Annotated in this window: 19 protein-coding genes; 1 reads left to right on the top strand and 18 read right to left on the bottom strand. The window is 37.1% G+C overall.

The genetic code is table 11. The annotated features are described in order from the left end of the window. Window positions 1-42 precede the first annotated feature (42 nt). Window positions 43-1,059: an alpha/beta hydrolase gene (locus LN051_RS00920; protein ID WP_229292762.1), complete on the top strand. Its 1,017-nt coding sequence runs from the start codon at window positions 43-45 to the stop codon at window positions 1,057-1,059. Between the two features lie 94 nt (window positions 1,060-1,153). Here LN051_RS00920 and LN051_RS00915 read toward each other — a convergent pair whose 3' ends face one another. The 18 genes from LN051_RS00915 to hypR form a co-directional block, all read right to left on the bottom strand. Next, entirely contained in the window at window positions 1,154-2,341 is a 1,188-nt protein-coding gene (locus LN051_RS00915; protein ID WP_229292761.1) for an MFS transporter, read from the bottom strand. A gap of 329 nt (window positions 2,342-2,670) precedes the next feature. After that, complete coding sequence (locus tag LN051_RS00910) at window positions 2,671-3,372, bottom strand: type 1 glutamine amidotransferase domain-containing protein (RefSeq protein WP_229292760.1); 702 nt, start codon at window positions 3,370-3,372, stop codon at window positions 2,671-2,673. Between the two features lie 295 nt (window positions 3,373-3,667). Further along, complete coding sequence (locus LN051_RS00905) at window positions 3,668-5,014, bottom strand: PTS ascorbate transporter subunit IIC (RefSeq protein ID WP_229292759.1); 1,347 nt, start codon at window positions 5,012-5,014, stop codon at window positions 3,668-3,670. 18 nt (window positions 5,015-5,032) lie between these two features. Further along, window positions 5,033-5,317, bottom strand: coding sequence for a PTS sugar transporter subunit IIB (locus LN051_RS00900; RefSeq protein ID WP_229292758.1), 285 nt, complete (start codon window positions 5,315-5,317; stop codon window positions 5,033-5,035). 1 nt (window position 5,318) lies between these two features. Continuing rightward, window positions 5,319-5,762 carry a PTS sugar transporter subunit IIA gene (locus LN051_RS00895; RefSeq protein ID WP_229292757.1) on the bottom strand — a complete coding sequence of 148 codons (444 nt, stop codon included), beginning with the start codon at window positions 5,760-5,762 and terminating at the stop codon, window positions 5,319-5,321. Further along, on the bottom strand, window positions 5,753-7,708 hold the full coding sequence (locus LN051_RS00890; protein WP_229292756.1) for a BglG family transcription antiterminator: 1,956 nt from the start codon (window positions 7,706-7,708) through the stop codon (window positions 5,753-5,755). Before LN051_RS00890 ends, LN051_RS00895 begins: the two co-directional genes overlap by 10 nt. A gap of 291 nt (window positions 7,709-7,999) precedes the next feature. Next, a complete protein-coding gene (locus tag LN051_RS00885) occupies window positions 8,000-9,379 on the bottom strand; it encodes a YjiH family protein (protein WP_229292755.1) in 1,380 nt (459 codons plus the stop codon). 519 nt (window positions 9,380-9,898) lie between these two features. Beyond that, window positions 9,899-10,138 carry a hypothetical protein gene (locus LN051_RS00880; RefSeq protein WP_229292754.1) on the bottom strand — a complete coding sequence of 80 codons (240 nt, stop codon included), beginning with the start codon at window positions 10,136-10,138 and terminating at the stop codon, window positions 9,899-9,901. A 137-nt stretch (window positions 10,139-10,275) separates the two neighbouring features. Further along, a complete protein-coding gene (locus LN051_RS00875; protein ID WP_229293585.1) occupies window positions 10,276-10,755 on the bottom strand; it encodes a peptide-methionine (S)-S-oxide reductase in 480 nt (159 codons plus the stop codon). A gap of 184 nt (window positions 10,756-10,939) precedes the next feature. Then, entirely contained in the window at window positions 10,940-12,904 is a 1,965-nt protein-coding gene (locus LN051_RS00870) for an acyltransferase family protein (RefSeq protein ID WP_229292753.1), read from the bottom strand. 780 nt (window positions 12,905-13,684) lie between these two features. After that, complete coding sequence (locus tag LN051_RS00865) at window positions 13,685-14,599, bottom strand: D-ribose ABC transporter substrate-binding protein (protein ID WP_229292752.1); 915 nt, start codon at window positions 14,597-14,599, stop codon at window positions 13,685-13,687. A gap of 19 nt (window positions 14,600-14,618) precedes the next feature. Then, complete coding sequence (locus tag LN051_RS00860) at window positions 14,619-15,557, bottom strand: ABC transporter permease subunit (RefSeq protein ID WP_229292751.1); 939 nt, start codon at window positions 15,555-15,557, stop codon at window positions 14,619-14,621. Further along, window positions 15,538-17,034: a sugar ABC transporter ATP-binding protein gene (locus LN051_RS00855; RefSeq protein WP_229292750.1), complete on the bottom strand. Its 1,497-nt coding sequence runs from the start codon at window positions 17,032-17,034 to the stop codon at window positions 15,538-15,540. Before LN051_RS00855 ends, LN051_RS00860 begins: the two co-directional genes overlap by 20 nt. Before the next feature lie 12 nt (window positions 17,035-17,046). Continuing rightward, window positions 17,047-17,436, bottom strand: a complete 390-nt coding sequence (gene rbsD, locus LN051_RS00850) for a D-ribose pyranase (protein WP_229292749.1) — start codon at window positions 17,434-17,436, stop codon at window positions 17,047-17,049. Then, a complete protein-coding gene (gene rbsK, locus LN051_RS00845; RefSeq protein ID WP_229292748.1) occupies window positions 17,429-18,310 on the bottom strand; it encodes a ribokinase in 882 nt (293 codons plus the stop codon). Before rbsK ends, rbsD begins: the two co-directional genes overlap by 8 nt. Continuing rightward, the gene (locus LN051_RS00840; RefSeq protein ID WP_229292747.1) at window positions 18,307-19,278 is read right to left on the bottom strand and encodes a LacI family DNA-binding transcriptional regulator; all 972 of its coding nucleotides are present in this window, start codon (window positions 19,276-19,278) and stop codon (window positions 18,307-18,309) included. The genes rbsK and LN051_RS00840 overlap by 4 nt, the downstream gene beginning before the upstream one ends. Before the next feature lie 230 nt (window positions 19,279-19,508). After that, window positions 19,509-20,831, bottom strand: coding sequence for a hypothiocyanous acid reductase MerA (gene merA, locus LN051_RS00835; protein WP_229292746.1), 1,323 nt, complete (start codon window positions 20,829-20,831; stop codon window positions 19,509-19,511). After that, window positions 20,831-21,256 (bottom strand): redox-sensitive transcriptional regulator HypR, encoded by a 426-nt coding sequence (gene hypR, locus LN051_RS00830; RefSeq protein WP_229292745.1) that lies wholly within the window; start codon window positions 21,254-21,256, stop codon window positions 20,831-20,833. The genes merA and hypR overlap by 1 nt, the downstream gene beginning before the upstream one ends. Window positions 21,257-21,393 lie beyond the last annotated feature (137 nt).

Genomic DNA, 21,393 nt, shown 5'->3' with positions numbered 1-21,393 from the left:
TTATTTCTGCATAATCATTTTACAATATAAGGAGGCATCACGATGAAACATTTCACTCCTCTAGTTAAAGTTGGACTTGGCGCAACAACGGCCTTGGCTGTATCTCTATATACTTTAAATCAATTGACACCTTTGCCTGGCGTATTACTATCAAAATTTTTATTTAATCAGCCTGTTAAAAAAGCATACATTAAACAAACTATGCGTGATGACGCTTGTTATGACCAAATCGATAAACAAGTGCTATCACTTTATGATGTAGTCTACGATTCAACTGAAAAAACAGGTCAAATGGATATTTTTATGCCTAAAGGAAACCAAAACACTTATCCAGTGTTATTTTGGGTACATGGTGGTGGTTATATCGGTGGAGATAAATCAGATTTCACGCCTTATATGCAGTTGATTACTTCTCAAGGCTACACGGTCATTAATATTAATTATGCGCTTGTTCCTGATGCGCGCTATCCCGAACCCATTTATAGCTTGGAAAAGGCTTACCAATCGGTTCAAGCAAATGCCAAAGCCTATAAAGCAGATATGACACGTGTTGCTTTTGGTGGAGATTCTGCAGGGGGTCAGATTATAGGCCAGTTTATTAATATTCAAGTAAATGAAGCATACCGTCAGACAACAACATTTACCCAAACTGTCGCCCCAGACACTATTAAAGCCGCTATATTTTATTCTGCATTATTAAATACCCAGCGTATGGACAAAACGGATGATGTCATGGCAAATATGCTTTTTAGCCGATTGGCATGGGCTTATTTTGATGATAAAAATTGGCGCGTCAGTCCTAAAACGATGGAAGCAAGCCTCACACTTAATATGGATGCACATTTCCCTCCGAGTTATATTACTGATGCAAAACATCGTTCTTTCGAAGATCAAGCACGCCATTTTGTAGAAACTATGAGACGCAATAATGTTCCAGTGGAAGCCACATTCCACGATAGCGCGTTATATCATGAATATCAATTTAATATGTCACTCTATGAATCTAAAATGAATTACGCTAAACTCATCCAATTTTTAAAAAAGCATCTTACCCTATGAAAATATCATCTCATGTGGAAACTGGAATCCTTTAAAGTAGGCGGGACAGAAATCTATTTAATTTCTGTCCCGCTCGTCATAAATATTGTTGCTCTTATGTCACTTCTATCTTTTTTCGTCTGTCTCTAATTAATATAATAAGTGATGCCACTAAGCCGATGCCCATCATAGCGGCAAGCATTAAAAATTGTGTCGCCCATGCCGATGACCGTTGCGCAAATCCTAACGTGATGGGAGCGACCGCAGTACCAAAAAAGATGACAAACGTGTTCAATGTAATATAGAAACCTTTATTTTCACGGATGGACAGTACCACTTTTGAAATCAATGTTGGCAACGAAAAGCCAATACCCATTCCAAACATGACACTTAGAAGAATGTAACCTAAAACACTTGTATTAAATGCCATTAAAACAATGGAAAGTACTGTAATTGATAGTGCACCGACGAGCACTTTTGACACCGAATAATGTTCCGAAAGTCGTCCTGCAGTGACAGAAATTAAAATGCCTAAAACACCGAAAAACTTGCTCACTGCAACAATGGTTTGAATACCATGCCCATCTTTCAGCATGACACTCTCTCCGACAATGACGTAAACGTTAATAAATGTCATTAGTAAGAAAAACGCAATAATGTAACAAAGTATAAGTGTTGGATTGCGAAAAACCGCTTTGACATTACGTCCAAAATCTCTAAACTGGACTGCTGTCTCTTGAAACGGCGCTTGTGGTAAAAGCCAGATGTTCACAACCGCTAAAATACCGTAACAATTCCCTAAAAATAAGAAAATCATACGCCAACCATAGGCACTGGCTATCATTTCACTAATGACTTGGCCAAATATGCCGGCAAATAAAAAGCCCATCGTCATAAAACTTGTTGCTGTAATTCGTTTCTTTTCAGGGAACAAATCGGAAATATAAGCAATAATAATCGGCGCATAAGCTGCAGCAGCAAGACCTTGGCAGGCTCGCAAAATGACAAACATCATAAATGTCGTCGAAAAAACAGACATAAGTGTGAAAAGTGTATGCGCAATTAAACCGTATAACATAATACGCTTACGACCAAATTTATCCGAAAGTATCCCATATATTAAACACCCTATCGCAAAAGCGAATGAAAAAGCCATGCTTGGCAAAGGTGCATCCGATACAGGCACCGAAAAATCTTGTGCAATCGTGGTACCTGTCGTAATCGTGCTGTATAAACTAAACATGACTAAAAGCCCCGTAATAAATAATACAAATGTTATCCAATGATAGTGGATGCTATTCATATCTATACCTGCCTTTCGTATGTATATCGTTTATATTAAACATATCGTTTAAAATATTTACTTTATTTTCCCACAAAATCGTATAAAAATGCTATTAAGAACCCTTTTTATATGTTCAAAAATTTAAAAGGGAGTGGGACAGAAATCTATTTGATTTCGTCGTCCCACCCCCACAAGGCTGACTAGGATTGAAAAGAGCTATTTAAGCGAATTTTCAATTCAGACAGCTACTGTGCTCTTTTACAGTTGCCTTCTCTTTAGATGTGGGACAGAAATCTAGTTGATTTCATCGTCCCACCCCCATACAAAACAATTTTACGTAAGTGGCCTTAAATTTCTTTTCCTCTAGATAACTTGTCTTTTACCGCTTCAGCTACTTTTCGTGCAGAAGCTGGATTCTGTCCTGAAATAAGTTGCCCATCTACTACTACGAAACCTTTCATAGGGATTTTAGACTTAACATAGTTTGCCCCTTTCACTTTTAATTCGGATTCTAATTGATAAGGAACCACTTTTTGGCGTTGTGCTAGTACTTCTTCTACATTTGAAAATCCTGTTAATTGTTTGCCATCAATTAAAAAGCGATGATTGGGGCGTTTGACGTCTAATAAAGCTGATGCGCCATGGCATACAGAAGCAATAATGCCTCCATTATCATAAATCGTATTAACGGCTTGTTGTATCGCTTCATTTCCTGGGAAATCATACATCACACCATGTCCACCAGTAAAATAAATTACATCATATGTCGAAGGATCTGCTGTATCGATACTTGGTGTCAATTTGAGTTGATCCATAAACAATTCGTTTTCATAATAACTTTTCGTCAGCTTGTCTATAATGATAGGTTTTAAACTAACGGGATCTAAAGGCGTATTTCCACCTTTAATATTATATAAATCGACTTGATATTGTTCATTTCCGTGAAATACATCATAAAAATGAACTAATTCACTTAACCATAAGCCTGTTGGTTGCTCTGCCCCATCAAATTGGGAATGGCTCGTGTTCACAATCATTATTTTCTTCATGACCTATTCACCACTCTTTAGAGATTTTACGTCTATTATAAAGTAATCTTTGGGATAATAACGATATATCTGTTTTTGTTTCGTCAAATTACGCTATAAAATTGGGTTCGGCTTCCACATCACACATTCTACTCATCCATTACCCCGTTCTCCTCTTATTTTCACATTTAACCTTTTCCATACAGCAAGGTTCCCTCCAAAACTATGAAAGCTCTGGGAAACTATTACAGAGTCTCACAGAGCCAAATTAAATTGTCGACAGAACCGTCACGCTTCGATTCTGACTTAATCTACTTTATGCTGTTTTATTGGAACGTTTTTGTAATGCTATCGCGAGGACTGCTATCGCTATGAGCGCAGTAATCACACCAAAAGTACCTAATGTTTTTACGATATTTCCAAAGACGATGCCGACAACTAAGAAATCGGTATCAGAAAATGTCGTTGATGCTAAACCTAAACTTCCTAAAAACGGTAAAAATAGCAATGGCAAAAATGTAATGAGTATCCCGTTCATCATCGCGCCAAAAATAGCACCTTTAATGCCACCACGAGCGTTGCCGAACACCCCGGAAGCTGCGCCGAGGAAAAAATGAGGGACTACTCCTGGTAAGATGACGACGCCAGCGAGTAAAAACATCAGCAACATCCCACCGACACCTGTAATAAAGCTAACGAAAAAGCCGATTAATACCGCATTTTGCGCATAAGGGAAAACAATTGGACAATCTAACGCCGGTTTAGAATTTGGGACTAATTTTTCTGATATCCCTTTAAATGCTGGAACAATTTCAGCTAAAATCAAACGCACGCCCGTTAGAATAATAAAAACGCCTGCCGCAAATGTAACGCCTTGAATAAGCGAAAATACTATGAAATTCTGTTCATGACTAATTTCTTTATGTACATAACCGATTCCAGCAAATAAACACGCAACTAAATACAATGCGACCATCGTAATAGAAATACTAATCGTACTTTCACGGAGGAAGCTAAGCCCTTTCGGGAACTTAATCTCTTCTGTCGATTTTGATTTTCCTTTAAAGCATTTGCCAATTTCTCCAGCTGCCCAATAACTGACCGTACCGAAATGACCGAGCGCCACTTGATCATTACCTGTAATTTTGCGCATGGTCGGTTGTGCCAATGCTGGAAAGATAGACATGAGCAATCCTAAAATAAGCGATCCAAGTACAATCGTCAACATGCTATTTACTTTTCCAACTGTAAGAATAATCGCTAAAAATGCCGCCATATAAAAGGTATGGTGACCTGTTAAGAAAATATATTTTAAGTTGGTGAATCGTGCGATTAAAATGTTTACTAACATGCCGAATACCATAATTAGCGCAGCTGTTGTGCCGTATTGCTCTAAAGCGATAGAAATAATAGCTTCATTGTTTGGTACAACACCTTGGACGCCAAAGGCATGTTGGAATATTTTTCCGAAAGGTTCTAACGATCGAACTACTACCCCTGCACCAGCACTAAGAATTAAGAAACCTAAAATCGTTTTAATCGTACCTGTCGTCACTACTGCGGCTGGCTTCTTTTGAACTAACAAGCCAATCAATGCGATTAAAGCGACCAATATTGCAGGTTGACTTAAAATATCAACGATAAAATGAAGTATACTTTTCATGGTGCCACCCCTTTAAAATTAAATTTGATGTCGTTCACTTAATTTTGTAGTGAGTTTCTCTTCTAACTCTTGTTTATCTAAAATATTGTCTAAAATTAATACATCACCTAAGCGTGACGCATTTTCTTCTAAGTCTCTCCCACAAATAAATATATCTGCCATTTCTGGACTGGCCGTCATAATGTCACTATGGTCTACTTCAATGTCTTGTTGAACATTTAACTTTTGCAACACTTCTTGCACATTCATATCCACCATAAAACTGCTTCCTAATCCATGTCCGCATACAACTAAAATTTTCATATTAATCTACTCCTTTTATAATTTGAATGATTTCATCTACATTCGTAGCATGTACTAAAGCTTCTATATTGTGTGACTCACCTAAAACTTGTGCTAAATTTTGTAACACGTTTAAGTGCGACGTACTATCAACCGCACTAAGTACAAAAATTAGTGAGGCGTAATGACTCTCTTTTGCAAAATTAATCGGTTGCTTAAGTTTTAATAAACTTAGACCTACTTGATGTACATTGTCGCTAGGCCTCGCATGCGCAATGGCCACCTGAGGCGCAATAACGATATAAGGCCCTAAATTTTGGACACTTTGTATCATCGCATCTATATAAGTTGTTTCAATGTACTTTTGTGATACAAGGGGTTGCGCCGCAATTTGAATCGCCTCTTCCCAAGTGTCCACGTAATCTTTCACAATGATTTTGTCTTTTGTCAGCCACTCTATAGCCACGATACCTCTTCCTCCATAGCGTTGATATTATTTTTAAATTCTGAAATATGTCCATTAAGCAATTTGTTTCGCAAATCTTCATTAAATAGCCGTTCACTTAATTGCTTTAATGCTTTTAAATGTACTGTTGTATTTTCAGTGGCGAGACATACAATCACTTTCACCGGATCGAATTTGCGATGATGAAACGTTACACCATTTTTAAAGTAACCTAAACTCATTCCCACGCCATTCACGTAAGTTGTACTTCCGTGAATCAAAGCAATATGTGGCCCAATGACCATATAAGGTCCTAAGTCATTTAATTTGTCGATAATTTCATTTTTGTATGCGTCAGTGACAATCCCCTCTTGTTCTAAAGGCGCGACTGTTTGAGCTACCGCTTCTTCAAACGATATCACACGCGTCGTTTCAAAAATACGAGAATCGGTTAGGAGCTCATTAAGTGCCATAGATTGGGATGTTGAAGGATTCACTTTCGACTCACGTTGTGCATTAATAATACGATTCAATTTTGAAATGTCATTTTGTGTTAATAAAGGAGAAATATTGACACTTCGAATCATTTGAAATGAGGTAGGCACTGTGGAAATCACAAGATCTACTTGCATATTGATTAACGCTTCCTCACTCATTTCATAAATTGAATAAGCTTCCATAATGTCAAATTCTGGATATACATTGGATAATTTGGCATTTAATAATTGAGAAGTGCCTACTCCTGAACCACACAATAAAATTACTTTCAAACGTTGATTTTTGCGACTACGTAATCTTTCAAAACTTGAAGCAAAATGTAGCGCAAGATAACTCATTTCGTGCGCATTAAATTGAACTTCGTAATCCGCTTCAAATAGCGTCACATACCTTTCAATCGTACGCATTAACTCGCCGTATTCTTCCACAATATTGTCATACAGCGGATTGACTTGATGGAGTTGGTGTTGAAAACGATAAATTGCTGGTGACAAATGAATCATTAGTCCTTGTATTAACTGTTGATCTGTAAAAAATTCGATACCCATTTCTGAACTGATACAGTTTACAAATGTATGAATCGTACGCTTAAGTGCTGCTTCTCGTTCACACTCTGGACTTAATATAGCGCTTTTGGATGCCATTAAATGCAGCGCTATCAAGTCCAATTCTGAAACAGGAAAAGTGATGTGAAAATGTGTTTCGATTTCTTGTTTTATGTACGTTGCAATACGATAGTGTTTTTCATGCTTTTGTTCAATTTGGCTGTTCGTAGCGCTTAATAAAGGATAGTTTTGTTTAATCCGCTTCACCGCTATTAATATATGTAATACGAGCCCTTCAATCGCTGTTTGAACTAGTGGGTACTTTTCTTGTTTAAGCACTTGAATGATTATCGTACGAATCGTTTTTAAATCAGCGGTAGCATCAAAGTATTTAGTAAGCATTCCATTCATATTTTCATAATACTCGTGCAACAGTTGCGCATAAGTTTTACGATAATCTGCTTCATTACCTTTCACTTCAAAACCTTTGTTATTGACATACGCCAGTTCCAAATGATGTGAAGTAAACCAATGTGTCATTGCTTTAATGTCACTCGCAAGCGTACGCCGACTCACACTTAAATGATTTGCTAAAGCTTGGGTGCTTAGCGGCACATCTTGTTCTAGCAACAATAATTTTAATAGCGTTTGCCGTTCCTCTTTCGTCAAATGACACTGTGAAAAATGAAGGTTGCCTATTTTATTTTCAATGCTTTTCACGTCATCACAAAGCGCTTTGATCCCTTCACCTTTACGCCTCACCATGTGATATCCAATTGTTTTGGCCATAGCCTCTAAATATTCAATGTCATATTGAATCGTTCTTTCTGAGAGATTGAATGCTTTTGCTAATTGATTGATAGTCACAAATTCGGGAATGTTGAGAATACGCTTCAAAATTTGATGTTGTCGATTACTTAACAAATTCATGCCTCCCACTCTTTTATTGTAAGCGGTTTCCACCTTTTATAGATGTGCAAACTATTGCATAAAAGAATCCGCAAAAGTGCACATCTAACTCTTTAACTTTTATTTTGGTGCATCACATTAGAAATTTCTATCCTTTTCATTAATAAGACACAATCATTTGCTACTTTAACTAAAAAAAAGCGGCGAGTCACTCTATCGTCGTAGAATGACTTCACCGCTATTTTTTAAATGAGAAGCATTACCTCACTTCTTATACGTATAGGTGTATTGGGTGCACACCTCGGATTAAAATGTAAATAATAAATGACCCATTAAAGCGATAATCGGTAATGCAATAAGCGTACGCATTAGAAAGATCGCAAAAAGTTTTGGTAAGCTTACCGGAATTTTAGAACCTAAAATTACACCGCCAACTTCTGATAAATAAATCAACTGACTTACACTCAGCGCACCTACAACAAAACGCGTTAAATCATCTGGTACACTTTCAATAAGTAATGACGGTAAAAACATATCCGCAAAACCAATAAGTACAGTTTCCGAAGCTTCTTTAGCTCCAGGAATTTGAAGCAATTCAAAAATAGGTAAGAATGGTAAACCTAAAAATCTAAAAATAGGCGTATATGTCGCTAAAATTGTCGCAATTGTACCGATAGTCATAACTACAGGAAGCACAGCCAACCACATATCAACTACAGTTTTACCACCATCTTTGAAAAATTGCTTCACTCCTGGCGCTTTAATACCTTGAACTGTTGCTTGTTCAAATCCATAACTTACCGGGTTTTTATTCCCGCGATTTTCTTCGTTTAACGTTTCATGCTTTTGATTATTTTTAAATGTATCTGGTACACGGTTTAACGGCCATAAGCGTGGCAAAATGATGGCACATGCTAAACACGCTACAATCACCGTAAGATAAAAATAATAAAAATGCTGAGATAAATGAATCGTCTCTGCGATAACAATTACAAATGTAATCGATACGACGCTAAACATCGTCGCAATCGTAGTTGCTTCACGACGTGTGTAATAACCTTGATTATACTGCTCACTTGCAATCATAACCCCAATCGTTCCATCTCCTAAAAATGACGCGAGGTTAATTACTGTTGAACGTCCTGGCAATTTAAATAACGGACGCATTACCGGTCTGAATATCGGCCCAAAAAATTCTAACAAGCCGTAAGACATTAAAAACGGTAAAAATAAGCCAGCAAAGAAGAAAATCGTTACAAGTGTTGGTAACAAGCTACTAAACACAAGGTCGCCAGTTTCAGAAGAGTAAATCATTTCAGAACCTGCTCTAAAATAAATCAACCATGCGAAAACTACGGCGAGTATACGTACAATTACCCATACTGGTCCCACACTAAATGTTTTCGCAAGTTGGCGTTCTGGGTCTAGTCTTTTTTTATAAATCGTACTACACAAAATAGTTATAATACCTGACACTGTAATAATGGTTAAAATCAGTATCGGCATCGCACTACCAATCAAATCTTTCATTTCATTCGCAAGCCATGCGATAGGGAGTGTTGTTTCTTCTTTCCCTTCATCATTTGTCACGTTAATAGGTAATAAAAATAAGAAAATACCGATTATAGACATTATCACAAATTTCAAGCGTCCTCGAAGGATATCTTTCTTACTATATGTATTCATAACTTCAACCCCTTTGTATATGAAACCCCTTTCATTAATAGTGTCATAAAATGCCATTCAAAGGGGACTTTTTTCTTAGCCATCAAATATGTATAATAGTGCGTCAATTTTATATTAAGTTCTAAATGCGTATCTTTATAATTCAAATTATGGCGTACTCCTTAGTTTTTTGTATAAATATTCAATAAAGTGCTTAATTGCCATTTTCTATTTTACATGAATTATTGGGCAAATGCACTATTTTAAATACACAGAAAATTGTAATTTTCCTCTTTTTCTTTCACACTTTGCATGTATATCGAATAAAAATCCATCTAACACACTTATATATACATTCCTAAAATGATGTACACTAGCCACTCCACATGCACACGTTCGGCTTTAAAAAACCACCTAAGTCTCTCAATCGAATCTTAGGTGGTTTTATTTATCTGCCAATATTTCGTTGTAACTAATTTCTTCACGCAATCTTATCGCAATATCCTGTTCAGTAATTTCACTGTTCAACACCATTTCATCTCAAACTTCGCGTTGCGTATATACCGCATACAGCTTCATTCGTCGCATTTGTTCATTCGCTTGTTGTGCCTTAGGTTTACGCAATGCTTTATTATGAACACGGGTGAAATATGACGTAATGATCATGCCAATCTCCAAAATATTATTGTCATTGCGCGCTTTCGCCAAATGTTGGGAGACGTTACGGTACACTTGCTCTAACGTTTGATCGACTGCTTTAATATCGCTTGTTTTTTTCACTTTTCCAGTACGCGCGCGGTAACGTAGCTAAAACATTTTTACTACTTTTTTACTTTCTCAATAAAATCCGCTTCTTTAAATTGTTGCGAATTGTCGACAATAACTTGTCCTCATTGTCGCCCTCTCCGTCAAAGCAATTATTGGCCTTGTCGATATCGGTTGAGTAGTGTTTGAGGGATATGGCAATAATCATTCGGAAAACGTTCCAAACGGTCTTGATGTTCTGGTGCACTTGGCACATATTGCGTTAATGGACAAACTTCTACTTTAATACGTGCCGCATCAACACGTTGTTCTATGTAAGCTCTCGCAGCGCTTAAATGCGCCTCCGTTTCACTGTAAACACCGGTACGATATTTCGGTCCCTTATCCTCACCTTGATGATTAATTGCGTACGGATCAATCGCTTCAAAAAGGTAAGCGACTAACCTTTCGACCGAAACATGCTGTGGATCAAAAATGGTTTTTACACATTCCACATATCCATCATACGGTGTATCTAAACGAGATGTTTGGCCATTTGCACGTCCAGCCTCTGTTTTAATCACACCCGGTAGCGTCTTCACATAAGCTTGAACGCCCCACAAACATCCACCAGCAAGATATATCGTTTCCATGAGACTCATCCCTTTAATTTTATTTTCTTTATTATACATGACAATGGCTTTTTAATTTACATGTAAAACATTGTACATTCAATAAAGAGCAAACTTGCCACTAGCTACAAGTTTGCTCTTTATATTTCTTACCAGTGTATTCAATTTAAATGCACGTCAAAAATGCTATGTTTCCTGTGGGCACTTAATTGCCTTTAATCTGTTTAAGTTCATACAATAAATCATCTTTAATAACTGGACCGAGTGTACGTGAAAATGTATTTGTCATATGATTGGAGTCAAAATATACGATTACATTTCCTCTAATCGGTCTAAATGTTTTATTTGGCGTTATATAGTTATTATAATCATAAATTTTCGCTCCCGTTGCTTCCATTTCATCAAAATTCTTTTCTGGAAGTTGAGCAGAAACATCCACACTAAAGTTTTTATTTTGTTCATAAGTTTCAATGGCATTTTGTTGCAATCTCGGGGTGTCCCGAACTGCAAAAATAGGCAGATTCAGTTGATTTAAATATTTAAATTCATCAATAAAGCCTTGTGGCACTTCCGGTTCATTAGCATTCCCAACATCTGCTGTTGTAAAAACCAAATCAAATTCTTCTTTATTTTTTTCGATATATTGATTCGCATTCTTTACCCAAGCTTCTGATAATGCATCTTGTTTACCCAACGTAAAACGTGCATTGGCTTTTCCTAGGTGCGTAATTTTTATTTTTTCTTTTTCAGCAATTTGTTGAAGCGCTCCAAGCCAGTGACTTGAATGAGAACCTCCCACTAATAAAATATGGTACTTATAATTAGATTTTTGACCATAAGTTAACGGCTTTACCTCTGCCCCTTTATAAATCATTCCACCATCTTTATACGCTTCAGATTTGTCTTCTGTAACTTTCCTAATATCCGGTAATATGTGCTCTTTATTTTTATAATGTGCATCTGCTGTTGCACCAGGAAATTCACGATTTGGAGGTGGATTATTGACACTTGCGTTACCCATCCATTTGTAATTCACGACGCTAAAACTAATCAAACAAAATGCAATAGCAAATAAAGTCCCTACTCGGATAAACGATATTTTCCCTTTAGTTTGACGTAAAGGTTTTTCAATAAAAGATGTTGAAAGCATACTTAAAACGATACTCATAAAGATAATCAAACATCCGATAATGAAAGACATATGTTGATCGATTGTATATTTATAAAATGACAACAACACCCAATGCCAAAGATAAATACCAAAAGAGATGCCGCCTAATTTCATAAGTATAGGTAGACTAAGTAAGCGTTCAACTCCCCAAGATGAAGGATGATTACCTGAAAGTAGGATGAATATTGCGCATGTCATTGGCCATAAGGCAATATATCCTGGGAACATCGTAGAAACATCAAAAATGATGCCAGTCATAATAAGACCTATTAAACCTAACCATCCTAATATATTTGAAATCATATTAGGAATTTTGAGACGGAATAAATTCAGATAAACTAACCCACCAAGCGCAAATTGCCAAACACGTGCTAGCGGATTAAAATAAGCAAATGGTTGATTATTATGTGTTTGTATAATCGAGAAAATAAATGAACTGACAAATATGAGAATCAGTAAAATGTTAATAACGGATTTAATATGTATTTTTTGGAATTTTTTCCAAATGAGTACAATCATTGTAAATAACAAAAACCATACGATATAAAATTGTCCTTGAATCGACATTGCCCAAAAATGTTCTAATGGCGTTTTTGCTTGTTCTGAATTTAAATAATCAGTATTAGAAAAGGCGAGTTGTAAGTTTTGATAATAAAACAAAGAAGCAATAAGTTCTTTAATGGTTTTACTATAAATCGATCCTGGAACGATAAAAAAGGTCGCCACGCCTACCACTATTAAAACTACAAGTACGTTAGGCAGTAACCTTTTAAGCAAACCTCCAAAGTATTTTTTTAATGATAAATACCCATCTTTATTGATTTTAGAAATAACAGAGGCTGTAATAAGATAGCCGGACACAATAAAAAAGACGTCTACACCTCCAGATACACGTCCTAACCAAATATGATAAATGGCTACAAGTAAAGCTGCTATAAATCGTAACCCTTCAATTTCTGGGCGAAACCGCTTTTCTAAACTTAAAAATTGTGGTTCCACTTGATACACTCCTCTTTCTTATAAATGCAAGTAGAACCATTCTACCAAAAATGATGTTTAGTTTTTCGCAATTTAAACAATCTTAATAATATTTACAAAAGCTTCACAAAACCAGTGTCATAATAGATTTTATATGAAATGATGAAGACACTCATTAAAGTTCATAAGCAATTTCACTTCTTTTTTATTAAAATAAGATCATGGTATTTTTATGATGCTTATATCTAACTTAGTGGCTCTTATTTACTTTGAAGTATATTTTTTCAACTAGGACAAAAAGCGTCAAACCGATATTCACCAGCATTTACAAAAATATTTTTAGGTTAACCTAACTTTTTGTTTTACATGAACAAAAATATGTGTTATCTTAAAGATGTTCAAGATGATACCCTTACATTTTGAACACATTTCCCTTCAAAAGTATGAGCTGTGCTTTTTTCTGGCATTACATCCTCCAAAAATGCATCGTAATTCAGAAATATTATGCACATGCTCGTCGTCCAAATCTGAAGGCCTTGGAGGTAGGTTGGGTCCCCTACATAACATCCACCTCACCCATACAAGGTCAATTAAATAGGGTGGTTATTGCGACAAAGCGATACACACATATGGTTCTCCTAAACATGCGGTATTGTTACATACGGTTGTAACAGCCGATACGTTCAACCTATTTTAAAACCCTCAATAATACCCCTGACGTCTGGTCGCGTCAGGGGTTTGTTGCGTTCAAAAGAGAAAATCTGGTGTATTTATTTTTAAAATATGATTTCAAATGCCTTATTACTTTTGAGTTTCTAGTTTTAACGGTATTTTTATTTCTTTATCTACTTTTTTGCCGTCCATTAATTTTAAAATCGTTTGTACGGCTGCTTTCCCCATCAATTGCGGTTGTTGCGCCACCGTAGCATCAAGCTTTTTGTTTTGAATGGCTTTCATCGCATCCTCGTTACCATCAAATCCTACTACTGTAATGTCTTTATCACCGATCGCTTCAATCGCTCCTAATGCCATTTCGTCATTATGTGCAAAAATCGCTTTAATATCTGGATGCGCTTGTATCATATTTTGTGTGACATTGAGTCCTTCTGCTCGATCAAATTTCGCACTTTGCTTAGAAACAATATTGAGTTGCTTATCAGCAATTTCATGAAAACCTTTTCCACGCTCACGCGTTGCGCTTGCACCTGGAACACCTTCAAGTTCTGCAACTTTAGCATTTTTACCTACTTTGTCCACAATAAATTGTCCGCCCATTTTACCGCCTTCAATATTATCAGAAGCGATAAATGACGCAACATCACCTTTGTCAACAGAACGATCTAATGTAATAACTGGAATCCCTTCGTAATTCGCTGATTGGACCGAACTTGAAATTGCACTTGAATCTGTAGGATTCACAATTAAATAATCCACTTGTTGTTGTACAAGGTCTTCGATATCATTCGTTTGTTTAGCGGAATCATCACGTGCATCTACGACTTTTACTTTCATTCCTTGTTTTTTAGCTTCTTTTTCAATATTGTTTTTAATCGTCACAAAGAAAGGATTATTTAAGGTCGAAATGCTTACCCCTATCGTTATGTCTGACTTACTTTTGTTTGTTTTTCCACTTTTATCTTTTTTGACAGGAGATTCTAATGTACAGCCTGCCAAGATGACCATACATGCCAGTATGAAAACGACTGCCTTTTTCATTCATATCGCCTACTTTCCATTATTTTTTACGATCAATGAGCACAGCGATTAAAATAACAACGCCTTTAACCACTTGTTGATAGAACGCAGAGACGCCAAGTAAGTTCAATCCATTATTCAATACACCGATAATCAGCACACCGATAAGTGTACCGACAATACGTCCTTTTCCACCTGTTAAAGATGTTCCTCCTAATACTACTGCAGCAATTGCGTCTAATTCGTAAGCTGTCCCTGCAGTCGGTTGTGCTGAGTTTAAACGTGACGTCAAAATAGCTCCGGCTAATGCAGCCATAAATCCTGAAATACCATAAATTAAAATTTTAACGCGATTGACTTTAATTCCTGATATTTTGGCTGCCACTTCATTTCCACCAATGGCGTAAGTGTGACGCCCAAATGTTGTTTTATGTAAAATGATAAAAAGTACAATAAACACGATAGTCATTGTGACCGCCGGCACTGGAATGGCTAACAAATACCCTTTTCCAAAAAGTTGAAATAAATAACTGTCACCTAAATTTGTTATCGGATTGCCGTCTGTAATGACAAGCGTAATCCCTCTAAAAATCGTCATTGTTGCAAGTGTAACGATAAAAGGTGCCATATTCCCTTTTGCTACAAATAAACCATTCAGCATACCTAATACCGCACCAGCTAAAACGCCAATAATAATGGCGATAATAGGATCTATACCACTCGTAATCATTAAAGCAATAAATGCTGAAGAAAGTGCAAGTATCGAGCCGACGGATAAATCGATACCTCCCGTTAAAATAACGAAAGTCATACCGAATGCAATTAATCCATTAATGGAAACTTGTCTAAGCAAGTTGAGTAAATTTGATAAATCTAAAAATGCTGGGTTTAAAACACTAATAATCACTACAAGTAAGATGAGTCCGACAAATGGAATTAACTTTTCAAATAGTGCTGTTTTAGCTGTTAACTGTTTCATTTAAAGTTCCTCCTGTTGCGAGCGTCATTATATTTTCTTCTGTTACACGATTGCCGGTTAAATCTCCAGCGATGCGTCCTTCGTGTACAACCATTACACGATCACTCATACCAATCACCTCGGGCAATTCCGATGAAATCATAATTATAGAGACACCGCGTTCTGTAAGTTCATTCATCAATTGATAAATTTCGCGCTTTGCACCAACATCAATGCCTCGCGTAGGTTCATCAAAAATTATGATGCGCGGGGCCGTACCGATCCATTTTGCAAGTACCACTTTTTGTTGATTTCCACCAGATAATGTCGCCACACGTCGCTGATGCGGTGTTTTAATATTGAGCCGTTCACGCATTTTATCGACAAATTGATTGGCTTCTTTTTCTTTAACAAAACCATTGCTAGCAAAACTTTTGAGTGATGGTAAAATCATATTGTCACGAATTGAAAAATCTAAAATAAGTCCTTCATCTTTGCGATTTTCTGTAATAAACGCCAATCCGTGTTTCTTGGCATCCTCTGGCGTTTTAATAGTGACCGGTTTCCCATTGATTTCAACGTGATGCGCACCATTATCCACTCCAAAAAGGCTGCGCATCATTTCTGTACGACCTGCGCCCATAAGTCCACTCACACCAAGAATTTCGCCTTCTCTCAACTCGAATGCCACATCTTTAATGTGATGTTTAGGATTACTCAAGTTCAACACTTTCAAAACAACATTTTGAGGGGCATAATGGCGTTGTGGATATTGGTCTTCCAAGTCTCTTCCAACCATCGCTCTAACAATTTCTTTGTAAGCGGTTTCTTTTGTAGGTTTATAAAAAACCGTGCAGCCATCACGCATAACTGTAATTTCATCAGATATTTCGAATATTTCTGCCATTCGATGTGAAATATAAACGAATGCCACGCCTTGCGCTTTTAACAGACGGATCATTTTGAAAAGTTCTGTAATTTCTGCGTCTGTGAGTGTAGCAGTTGGTTCGTCCATGACAATCACTTTGGCATCTGTCATTAAGGCTTTTGCGATTTCTATCATTTGTTGTTCACCGATAGAACAGTGTTTCGCTTCTTTATGTAGTGGAATTTTAAAATTTAGCTTTTCAAATGTTGTTGCAGCTTGCTTTTCCATTTCTGCTGTTTTTAACATTCCAAATTTATTTTTTATCTCTTTACCAATAAACATATTTTCGAGGACGGTTAATTCCGGCCAAATATTTAACTCTTGATGTATAAAAGTCAACCCTTCTTGTTCCGCTTCTTTCGGATTGTTAAATGCTTTTGGTTGTCCGGAAAAAAGAATGTCACCTTCATCTTTTTGATGAATGCCCATTAAAATTTTCATTAAGGTCGATTTCCCTGCTCCATTTTCACCCATAAGCGCATGAACCGTGCCAGGCTTTAGCGTAAAATCCACACCTTGTAACACTTTATTTTCTCCAAAAGCTTTATGGATTTGTCGCATCGTTATCATGTCGCATTCCTCCTAAAATAAGACATCACTTTGCAGAATAATATTGGCATAAGGTGTCGCTTCGCCCGTTCGTATAATGGCTTTCACATTTTTAGACAAATGTTTCAGCTCATCATGGGAAACGAATGTTAGCGACGGTATGTCATCTTGTATTTTTTGTAATAATTCTGCATTATGTTGTTGCATTTCTTCGGCTACCAAAGCTTTTTCAATCATCATATGTTGCATGATTTCTTCCAATACTTCTTCAAAAGAAGGTTGACCAAACTTTAAAGCTAAATCGATACGCTTCACACCTTCAGGTATTGGCAAACCACAATCAGCAATTAAGATACGGTCGGTATGTCCTAATTGGCTTAACACTGTCGAAATGTCACTGTTTAATGTGCCTGTTTTATACATTCAGTTCACCTCTTACTTCTTCCCACGTTGGCATGCCCCCTTGTGCTCCCATACCAGTAACAGAGAAACTTGCTGCAAGATTCGCAAGTTCAATGGCTTTATCTAGAGCAAATCCTTTTTGTAGTCCTACAGCAAGTGCGCCGTTAAATGTATCCCCAGCACCTGTCGTATCTTTAACTTCACGTTTGAAGCCTTTAACGGTAATATGCTCTTGGCCATTAAAATAACGCGCCCCTTTATCGCCTATTGTGACAATTAATTTGTTAGGATAGCGTTCTAATGCGTCATCAAGTTTTCCTTCAAATAGTGCCTTACTTTCTGTTTCGTTTGGCGTAATAATATCCGCATTGTCGATAACAGCTTCATCCACCGCTCGGTAAGGAGCAGGGTTTAAAATAGACGTAATGCCACGCTTTTTACAATGTGCGAGTACTTTTTCAACTGTATCAGCTGGAATTTCTTGTTGAAGTAGCACAATATCTCCAGATTGAATACTTTCAAGTTGTGCTTTTATATTGTCGTACGTCACTTCATTGTTGGCTGACGGCACTACAATGATACTGTTATCATTATCGGCTAATGTAATATGCGCTGTGCCTGTAGCCATTTCAGGAACAACGTTTAAACCTGTAACGTCGACTTGATTACGTTTAAAATTTTGTACAATTTCTTGTCCAAAATCATCATCTCCAATACGCCCAATCATATGAACATTGTTACCGAGACGGGCTGCTGCTACAGCTTGATTGGCACCTTTACCCCCAGTTGTTGTAAAAAATAAATCTCCTAATACTGTTTCACCTTTACGAGGTACTACAGATGTTGAAACTACTAAATCCATAGAGACGCTACCAATTACAAATATTTTTTTCATTGTTTTAACCTCCTCGTTGAACTTCGATGTACGATTTCGACTTTTAATTTTTTAGATGTTTTCGGTGCGATGCCTTCCAGTTCATCGATCATTTGTTGTGCAGCATATTGTCCAAGCGCATACGCAGGCTGACGTACAGTCGTTAAGCTAGGGATAAACATCGATGCAAATGAAATATCATCGTAACCGATAACTTGAACCGCTTCCGGGACTGCTAAACCGTGATTATTCAACCATTTCATGACTTTAAAAGCCATGACATCATTACTACAAATGACACTATCAATCGCTTCTCGCTGTATGTGCGCTACGAATGTTTCAGCATTAAGATGCTCCTCTTCCAATGTCACAACATGACACCTTGCTTCAGTAAGTACTTTTTTCGCAGCGTCAAAACGGGCTTTAAATGAGGTATAATCCAAATTTTGATGCAGTAATAAAACGGAAGTAGCTCCTCCTTCAAGAATGGTTTTAGCTTGTAACCTTCCTCCTTGAATATGGTCCGCCTCAACACATGCCGCCCCTTCATAGACGCGATCAATTAACACATACGGCGTATTTAAAGTTTGTAGTTGATTGAAGGCGTGTGCCGTAGAAAGTTGCGACGCAATCACACCGCTACATTGATTCACTTTGAACATCGATAAATAATTGCATTCTTTCGTTTCATCCATTGCGCCATTGCCAATCATAATGTGATAGCCGCGCTCCATAGCCTTGTCTTCAACGCCACGTGCAACAACTGTAAAAAACGGGTTACTCATATCTGGTAAAAGTAAGCCTAACATTTTAGACGTTTTCATATTAAGTGCACGTGCCACTTCATTAGGCTTATAATTCAACGCTTGAATGGCTTCTTCAATTTTTTTGCGCGTCTCCTGTTTGACGTATCCATTGCCATTGATGGCTCTAGATACTGTCGCAACAGAAACCTTTGCATAGTTTGCCACTTCTTTAATGGTTGCCAACGTATTCACCCTCCAATGTGTAAACGTTTACATATAAATTAGCATGCTTTTTCTTATTTAGCAAATGAATTTTTTATTGAATAGGGTTGATACAAACGTATTTTAAATTTAAAAATGAAACAAACGATTTCTTCTATTTGCCAAGTCATGAATAAAGTAACTTCATATAAAAACACCCCTATCATTGAATGCTAGATACAATGATAAGGGTGTCGATACTATTGATGTGCTTATATTTTAAATAAATCGTTAAATGATTCGGCCATTGTCGGATGTGTATACATCATATCACGTAATACGTCATACGTTGTACCTTGTTTCATCGCTAAATGAATTAAGTTTATCAACTCTTCAGAATGTGCACCGTAAAGCGTTGCACCTAAAATACGATGTGTTTGGGCATCGACAACGACTTTAAAAAGTCCTCGTGGATCCGCATTAATTTTATGACGCGGAATTTGATTTACTGGCAGTTTACCTTCTTTAATCGTATATCCTTCTGCTTGGGCTTCGTCAGCAGTAAGTCCTACTCTTGACAACGGTGGATCAATAAAGACTGTATATGGAATGTCTCCACGATTTTCTGTTGTACGTTGTCCCTCACCAAGTAAATGGTCGCTCACTATTCTGAAGTCATCTAATGATACATACGTAAATTGAGGACCGCCTTTAACATCGCCAACCGCATAAATATGCGAAACTGCCGTTTGTAAATGTGGATTCACTTTGATTTCGCCTTTATCGCCTAGTTGAATACCTACCGCATCTAAATTTAAATCTGTATTCGGTTGACGGCCAGTCGCAAGTAAAATTGCGTCCGCATGGAATTGTCCTTGTGATGTTTCAACAATTGTTTCATCATCTTGGTCTTTAATTGCTTTCGTTTCTGCTTCTGTAACAATTTGAACGCCTTTGTCTTTTAAGTCTTGAATCGCTTGTGCTGCAATATCATTATCTTCGTTTGTTAAAACGTGTTCATTGCGCTCAAGCACTGTTACTTCCGTACCAAAACTTGCGAAAAGTGATGCAAATTCTAACGCAATATAGCCGCCACCTACAATAACTAAACGTTTAGGTTGCGATGATAATTCCATAATTCCTGTAGAATCATAAATACGTTTTGATGTTGAGATACCTTCAATTTTGGGAATCACTGGGGAAGCGCCTGTATTAATTACGACAACGTCGCCACGAATCGTATCCTCAACCTCGTTATCCGCATTCACTAATGCAACTTCATGTTCTGTTTTGAACTGCGCTTTAGCATCGTACACATCAATTTTTGCTTCATCTGCGAGGTTGTGATAATTCTTTTTGTTTAATGCATTAACAACCTCACTTTTACGCGTCATGGCCTCTGAAAAATTCAATTGTGTTTCACTGGCATGAATGAGCGTCTTAGATGGGATACATCCAATATTAATACATGTTCCGCCATACATTTTGGGCGATTGTTCTATCATTGCGACAGACTTCCCTTTTGTCGCTGCTGTTTTTGCCAATGTTTTACCTGCTTTACCAAATCCTATGACAACAATATCGTATGTTTTCATTATTTAGACTCCTTTAATAATTTTTCTAAAATCATTTGAATCGTTTGTCCTTCATATACTGTTTTAGCGCGTTCACGTTCTGTTTCGTAAAAAGCGTGCATCGTCGTTCCAATTTGTCTTGAGATCAGGCATGTATTTTCTATTCCCCCTGTCAGCACACGATAATCTGTCATATGTTGCGGAATAAATACATCATAAAGTGCTGTTAACGGGACATGGGCTGTTTGTTGATTGGCTTGATAGCCCCCTTGCTTACCTCGATGACCTTCAATATAGCCTAGCTCTATTAACTTGGCTGTGACACGTCGAATTTGAACCGGATGAATACAGACTGAATCTGCTAACGCTTTACTACTCCATCTTTCTTCAGAATGTTTGACTAAAAAACACATCACATGAATCGCAATGTTAAATTCTAAATTCATTTTCTCTCTCCATAAATGTAACTATTATAGTTACATTTAAACATAGCATTCCACTAAATACAATTTAAATGCCCGCCCTGACAGTTGTCGTTGTTTTGGGACAACTGTAAAATGGCGGGGCTAGGTCATCAAGAATG

This window comes from Staphylococcus ratti, from assembly GCF_020883535.1.
Taxonomy (GTDB): domain Bacteria; phylum Bacillota; class Bacilli; order Staphylococcales; family Staphylococcaceae; genus Staphylococcus; species Staphylococcus ratti.
Note: the sequence above shows the minus strand (reverse complement) of the source record. Positions and strands in the feature narration are given on the sequence as shown.

Excerpts from the sequence above, each read along its gene's own strand:
- LN051_RS00865 (WP_229292752.1), bottom strand. The coding sequence starts at position 14,599 with ATGAAAAAGGCAGTCGTTTTCATACTGGCATGTATGGTCATCTTGGCA.
- LN051_RS00920 (WP_229292762.1), top strand. The coding sequence starts at position 43 with ATGAAACATTTCACTCCTCTAGTTAAAGTTGGACTTGGCGCAACAACG.
- merA (WP_229292746.1), bottom strand. The coding sequence starts at position 20,831 with ATGAAAACATACGATATTGTTGTCATAGGATTTGGTAAAGCAGGTAAA.
- rbsK (WP_229292748.1), bottom strand. The coding sequence starts at position 18,310 with ATGAAAAAAATATTTGTAATTGGTAGCGTCTCTATGGATTTAGTAGTT.
- LN051_RS00855 (WP_229292750.1), bottom strand. The coding sequence starts at position 17,034 with ATGATAACGATGCGACAAATCCATAAAGCTTTTGGAGAAAATAAAGTG.
- LN051_RS00905 (WP_229292759.1), bottom strand. The coding sequence starts at position 5,014 with ATGAAAAGTATACTTCATTTTATCGTTGATATTTTAAGTCAACCTGCA.
- hypR (WP_229292745.1), bottom strand. The coding sequence starts at position 21,256 with ATGAATTTAGAATTTAACATTGCGATTCATGTGATGTGTTTTTTAGTC.
- LN051_RS00875 (WP_229293585.1), bottom strand. The coding sequence starts at position 10,755 with ATGGAAACGATATATCTTGCTGGTGGATGTTTGTGGGGCGTTCAAGCT.
- LN051_RS00915 (WP_229292761.1), bottom strand. The coding sequence starts at position 2,341 with ATGAATAGCATCCACTATCATTGGATAACATTTGTATTATTTATTACG.
- LN051_RS00885 (WP_229292755.1), bottom strand. The coding sequence starts at position 9,379 with ATGAATACATATAGTAAGAAAGATATCCTTCGAGGACGCTTGAAATTT.
- LN051_RS00910 (WP_229292760.1), bottom strand. The coding sequence starts at position 3,372 with ATGAAGAAAATAATGATTGTGAACACGAGCCATTCCCAATTTGATGGG.
- LN051_RS00860 (WP_229292751.1), bottom strand. The coding sequence starts at position 15,557 with ATGAAACAGTTAACAGCTAAAACAGCACTATTTGAAAAGTTAATTCCA.
- LN051_RS00900 (WP_229292758.1), bottom strand. The coding sequence starts at position 5,317 with ATGAAAATTTTAGTTGTATGCGGACATGGATTAGGAAGCAGTTTTATG.
- rbsD (WP_229292749.1), bottom strand. The coding sequence starts at position 17,436 with ATGTATAAAACAGGCACATTAAACAGTGACATTTCGACAGTGTTAAGC.